At 39.0% G+C, this 6,139-nt stretch carries 6 protein-coding genes; 4 read left to right on the forward strand and 2 right to left on the reverse strand.

What is annotated here, in order from left to right; genetic code table 11:
- From PI95_RS34210 to PI95_RS34220, 3 genes are all read left to right on the forward strand, one after another.
- Positions 1-538 (forward strand): CHAT domain-containing protein (locus tag PI95_RS34210; protein ID WP_163519456.1); only part of this gene is annotated, 538 nt, incomplete at its 5' end.
- A 31-nt stretch (positions 539-569) separates the two neighbouring features.
- Positions 570-956 carry a hypothetical protein gene (locus PI95_RS34215; RefSeq protein WP_039753191.1) on the forward strand — a complete coding sequence of 129 codons (387 nt, stop codon included), beginning with the start codon at positions 570-572 and terminating at the stop codon, positions 954-956.
- 1 nt (position 957) lies between these two features.
- A complete protein-coding gene (locus PI95_RS34220; protein WP_052325820.1) occupies positions 958-2,370 on the forward strand; it encodes a hypothetical protein in 1,413 nt (470 codons plus the stop codon).
- 353 nt (positions 2,371-2,723) lie between these two features.
- On the opposite strand, the gene PI95_RS34225 is transcribed toward PI95_RS34220, so the two are convergent.
- Positions 2,724-3,866 carry a hybrid sensor histidine kinase/response regulator gene (locus PI95_RS34225; protein ID WP_039753192.1) on the reverse strand — a complete coding sequence of 381 codons (1,143 nt, stop codon included), beginning with the start codon at positions 3,864-3,866 and terminating at the stop codon, positions 2,724-2,726.
- A 754-nt stretch (positions 3,867-4,620) separates the two neighbouring features.
- On the opposite strand from PI95_RS34225, the gene PI95_RS34230 reads away from it, so the two are divergent.
- Positions 4,621-5,340 carry a response regulator gene (locus PI95_RS34230; RefSeq protein WP_039753193.1) on the forward strand — a complete coding sequence of 240 codons (720 nt, stop codon included), beginning with the start codon at positions 4,621-4,623 and terminating at the stop codon, positions 5,338-5,340.
- Positions 5,341-5,377: 37 nt separating this feature from the next.
- On the opposite strand, the gene PI95_RS34235 is transcribed toward PI95_RS34230, so the two are convergent.
- The gene (locus PI95_RS34235; RefSeq protein ID WP_052325821.1) at positions 5,378-6,073 is read right to left on the reverse strand and encodes a ubiquitin-activating E1 family protein; all 696 of its coding nucleotides are present in this window, start codon (positions 6,071-6,073) and stop codon (positions 5,378-5,380) included.
- Positions 6,074-6,139: the final 66 nt, after the last annotated feature.

A 6,139-nucleotide genomic window follows, 5' to 3' on the forward strand; every position in this document is an offset into this window, starting at 1 on the left:
TGATTGCAACTGCCCTGGATTTAGTCAATCCCAAGCATTTAAAAAACTGGTTTACAAATTGCTGTTACTGTACCTCATAAACCTGCAATACGCTGTAAATTTTAGAGGCTATCGACTTGTCACCCTTGCTGCTTGCGAAACTGCCTTAACTGGAAAGCAAACCATAGAGAATGAATATGTTGGTTTAGTCAGTGCTTTTGTTTACCAAGGTGTCACTAACGTTCTCAGCACTCTATGGACTGTAAGTGACGACGCAAGTAGTTTGCTTATCATATACTTTTACTGGCAACTCAAGAAAGGTAAATCGCCAGCCGTTGCATTAGCAAAAGCCAGAACATGGCTTCGCAATCTTACAACCTATAAACTAGAAAGATTATATAAAATCATTTTTAAGAAATTACCAGAAGATGAAAAACCTCTCCGTCCTCATGTCAGAAATAAGTTAAATGAATTTAAGAGCATGAAACTTGCGGATAAGAAACAGAAGAAGACTTTCAACCACCCCTATTATTGGGCAGCTTTTATAATTACAGGTTAATTTGTTGACAATAACTAAATCATTATTTTTTATGCAACCTAACGACATAATTTCTGCTAAAGCATTCCTGAATGCCCTTGCCAAGCTGAATCAACCTTTGCCTGCGGATATCCAAAAGCAACTTCACGCGATCGCGCTTGACTTAAAGATAGATCCAGGCAATATTGGTAATCTAGATGTCATTGCTGAAAGCTACCCAACTTTAGATGAAGCATACCAGAGAGAATTAACAAAATTTAAAAACGAAGCTGGTCAGAGAAGTAAAGGCTTACCACCACTCCCTTTGCCAAAAGAATCAAATCAAGAACTTGTTAACTCAGTTATTGATACTTTTAGTGCTGATGATTCTGTTACTGCTGCGAAATCAAAGCCAAACCTCTTAAAACGGCTTTGGACGTTTATTACTAGAAGCAAATAAAATGTCAGAAAATTTTGAAATTATTTTTCCCAGTATAGATATATTCCTTTATGACTTGAAGGATGGCTTAGGACAAGAGAAAACAACGATTGACCAAAACTGTCGCAATTTTTGCAAAAAAATTTATGGTGATTTGGATGAAACAAAGTTTGAAGAAAAATATAAACAATTTCATAATTATCAAGATACAGAGGTAGAAGTTATTGAGTTACTTGATACTAGAAATAGAAATTTTCCATCACCACTGGATGGTTACTATTATCCCGTACAAATAGGTGATACTTATGCCCTGCAAATTAATTATTCTGGTAAACTAGATGCTAACAGTAAATATAATGATAAACCACAAGGCATTAAAGATGAACCATTCTTAAAACTTAAACAAGAAATTACCCAGCGCATTTCTGGACAAACGGGGACAATAGGACAAACTTGGTTATTTTGGGGCAAAGTAAAAAGCTATAACACTGATCAAGAAATAGAAAAAGTTGCTCAGAAGTGCTACACACAAATCGTCAGCAATTATGACTGGGAGCGAGATTTAATTGGTAAAGGTAAGTTAGAAGAAGGGATGATTTTTGAATTGTGGTATAGTCCCCAAAATTTAGGTGGAAATGGAAAAGAATTTTGGGAAAAATTTAGACAAGAAAATGGTCATGTTTTCATCTGGCTATTTCCCGATAGTGTTTCTCCAGATGAAATGATAAAACGAGTACGAAGTACTTATTACCAATTCATGCGATTGTGGCTGTATCGCCATAAAGTTGTTTGGTCTTATTATCAAAGCCGCTATCAAAAAACACTTCTTAAAAAAAAATATGTTGAAATACAACCTGCTATAAAACAAACTAAGGAATTACCAAGGCTATTGCAAAGCAACAATCTAAAACTTAGCAAGCTACAAGAAACTTTAACGTCTAACTTAATTAACTTATCAGATTATACTATTGCCTTAAACTCTCTAGAAAATCATATCCGTACCATTAAATTAAATCTAGATAACTATGAATCTCGTTTAAATGATATACAGAACAAGTATGTACGTAGCGACTTAGAATTTCTAAAAACCTTTAGCGAGAGTGAGAACTGCACCAAAAAATATCAGCGACAAGTAGAAGCAGATCATGCAAATCTTAGCCCTGGATTAACCTTACTGCAAAATCTCAACAGCACAATCCAAGGCATCATTGACCTAGAACAAACCAAGAGTGATCGCAAACTAGACAATACCATTGCCATTGCGGGTATTGGGCTAGCGATTGGCGGTATAACGGCTACTGCCATCTCTGCACAAAAAGACCCTCCTCTCACCTATAACATATCCTTTCTAACTGAGCCAGTTTTTGTGTGGAGTATGGTATTGAGCGCCCCATTTTTAATCGCCCTATTATTTCGTCTTTTTCGTTCCAGATAATTCCCTGATTCTATCATTGGTAACAATTTAAAAGTGAGCGATTTTTGTCAGTAGTCTTTAAGTATAAATAAATCTATATAACCCTTTCTTCCTCCATGATTTAACAGTTTTTTGTACCATTGTGCTTCAAATGCTTTACAGAAATCATCTACATTGCAAAACAAAGCATCTAAACTAAACATAGAACAGGTTGCTGGATTTAACGATATTTTCAGCTTACTAACTGTCCTTTTCCTTATCCCGAACTCAGGTTAAGTTACTATTTTGAATAGCTGAAAGCCTTGATTATCAGTGTTTTGATAAAGTAGGTAAATTATTTCGATGCAAATCCTTAAGCTCTATTTCCAAATTTTTTATGCTGATAACATTTCTGAATAACCTGTTTGCACAGGTAAATAAACTGTGAAAATACTGCCTTTCCCTACAGTCGATGAAACAGAGATATTCCCTTGATGGGCTTCAACAATTTGACGGGACAAATATAATCCTAAACCGTTCCCCCGACGTTGATGCTTGCCCTGTCGAAAGCGATCAAATAAAAGTAATTGTTCTTCTGGATTCATGCCAATACCTGTATCCTCTACTTCAATCGTTACCCCTTGAACAGTTGAATTGAGGCGAACTTCTACTGACCCAGCATCACTGAAACGAATGGCGTTACCAACTAAGTTAGTAATAAGTCGGCGTAGTTCCAGGCGATCGCCTTTAACTCTAACTAAAGAAGCTTCAGTACCCTTTGTCAAGACAGCTTTGAGAGTTAAATGTTTAACATTAGCCAAAGGCATTAGTTCTTGCACTACTTGCTGACATAATTCCCACAGGTCAACTACAAAGAAATCCAAAGTTTTACCTCCAGCTTCATACTGGTAAACTTCTAACAAGGTATCGACCATTGACAACAAAGTTTGGTTACTCTGAGCCATTTGTTCTAAAGATTCACGCATTGCTGATAAGGTATTGCCAAAAACACCTCTTTGCAGCAACTTTAGGAACTGGTCAGCAGCTATCAACGGAGTTCGCAGATCGTGAGTGAGGCGGGTCACAAAATCTTCCCGTCGCTGAATGAGGAACAGTTGTTCGTCCATACTGTGTTTCAGTCTCAACAAAGCCCGCACCCTGGCCAGTAATTCCTTCTTATCTACCGGCTTGCGAATAAATTCATCTGCACCTGCATCTAAACCTTTGACGACACTTGATTTTTCAGAACCTGTCACCAGCAAAATTGGGATAAAAGGTAAGTTTGAGTTGTGCTTAATTTGCCGGGTAACTTCATAGCCATCCATATCCGGCATCACCACATCAAGCACTACCAAATCGGGAGGAGATTCGGCAATTTTTACCAATGCTTCAGCACCACTGTCGGCGATGGTGACGTTGTATCCCTTCAGCTTCAATGTGACTTGCAGCAAGCGGAGGCTGTCAGCTGAGTCATCCACCAGCAGAATTCTTTGGTTTCTTTGTTCTGAAGTTATATTCAAAGATAAAGTGTTTTTCATAAAACGCCTTTAATAAACCTAATCCCTTCCGAGTAGAGAAATAGAGTAGTCAAGCTAAATTTCGTTGGGAAAAGTGTAATTTCAAGCGCCATGCTAACCACTACGCGGTGATTAACATTCAGCAAATTTTTCTAAAAATCAAGGCATTGTTCGACATAATTACTAATTCGTAATACTCGCCTCCAGCGAGAAACAAGGTACGTAATTTGTAATTAATAAACTGCTTATAGTCTCCCCTTTTTACAGGTCACAACCTTATGGTTGGGGTCTAAATTTCCATCCATAACGTAATTACTAATTCGTAATTACGAATTTTTAATCTGGCTATGTTATGTGTAAGAGCCAGGTTTCTCGCTTAGAGATAAGCTACATCCTCCTGTAAGTGTGATGTGGACACAAGTCAGAATAAACTGTATTAGTTTCAGTTTAACCTCAGTGCTTTTATATTTTTTTATACTTTTGGAAGATTTTTTCAGAGAATTTTCAGATTAAACGATGTCCATTTTGAACATTAGAGCTTTTTCAACAGCCAGTTGAGATATGTAGCCTTTGATATATGAACTTTTGAACCAATACTGTAAAAACTACTGGTTTCAACCTGGATGAGGTTTAATAACATTGAAATGGCGCTTTGCATCTCAATAGCCACATTTTGGCTAAATAGCTAAAATTTTTCGTCCAATGGAGTAATCCTTTCCTTGAAACCATATTCGACAGTTAAAAAAGTATAGTTACCAAGCTGCTGAGGTAAATGATGGTAGATATTCGAGTAGCAATTATTGAAGACCATAGCTTAACGCGGATTGGGATGCGTAGTTCTCTCAACGAGCAAGAAGGTATTCAAGTCGTGGGTGATGAAGCTACAGCGTCCAATGGGTTGAAACTGCTCCAAAGTACAAAACCAGACATAGCGATCGTTGATATTGGCTTACCGGATAGAGACGGAATATGGCTGGTGCAGCAGTTTCGGGAATCTTTAGTGTCGGAAACTGCTGCACAGACTAAAGTAATGATGCTCACTTCCTTTGCCAAAGAGCAGATGGTATTGGCAGCGTTTGCAGCTGGGGCAGACTCTTACTGTGTTAAGACAATTAAGTTCGAGTTGTTGCTGGAAGCACTGCATATCACCCATGAAGGTCAGTCGTGGATTGATCCAGCGATCGCTCGTATTGTTCTCAAGCATACTCGTCAATCTACGGCGGCTGTGGTGAAACCGAATGCTACTCAGACGGTGACGATCTCTGCAATTGACCCAGAGCAAGCAAGCATTCTAGAAGCAGATCCACTGACAAATCGAGAACTGCAAGTCTTGGAGTTAATTGTTCAAGGCTATAGCAATAACGAGATTGCCCAGAAACTCTATCTTAGCTTGGGAAGTGTAAAAGTATATGTGCGTGGGGTTTTGAACAAGCTTTGTGCAAGCGATCGCACTCAAGCAGCTGTATTAGCTTTACGGGCTGGTTTGCTTAATTGAAGTCACTGTACAGAAGCAACTGTACAGTGCTTGGTTGTTAACTTGAGAAGAGAGCATTCGCGCAGGAGTGACCCAGGAGAATCGCCTGCATAATACTGACTTGCGTTGTATACAGGGATTTTCCACTACCACTCTCTAAGTCGAAATAAGTAGCAAATCGTCGTAGTTTCCCCGTCGTCAATTGCAACAAATAATCAAAGGCTTCCGCAGCAACTCGCTGGTTAATGCTCAAGGACTGGCTATTGAGTAAGGCCATTTGTTCACAGGACAAGTTGTTGTCTGCCAACTCTTCTGGTTGTGAAACCAGTAGATCGGGTTGCTGTATAGTTGGCGCAGGTAAGCGAAAGCAGCCTAAAGCCTCGAAATCATAGTCATTGGGGTTAGTAGACAGATGAGAACCTAATAGTACCTGACCACTACGCTTGGAGTTACCGCAATCCAAATGCCAAATGTGAGGCGCAGAGCGATGAGTGTTGTGCTGAAGTACTTGGGTAATTGACTCTCTGGCTTTGGCATTATCTACGCAAGCAGTGACAACAATCAGGGTATTGTAACTGGGGACAATCCATTTGGGTTGGAAAGGTTGAGCGATCGCTGTAATTTCCATCTTCCAAGCCAGGGAGTAGCGCAGCGCCAATGTTTTGGCTTTGTTGAGTCCGATTTCTGCATCACAGAAGCACTGACGTAAAACGTTAGCTGACTCAATAGACCCATCCGAAAACTCGCAAGCCAATATTTACAAGACTTTGAGACTAGGAAAGTGCAGATTCTGTTTCAACGAAGAAATCAGTGTTTGATA

The sequence above is a fragment of the Hassallia byssoidea VB512170 genome (assembly GCF_000817785.2).
GTDB classification, from domain to species: Bacteria; Cyanobacteriota; Cyanobacteriia; order Cyanobacteriales; family Nostocaceae; genus Hassallia; species Hassallia carrinoi.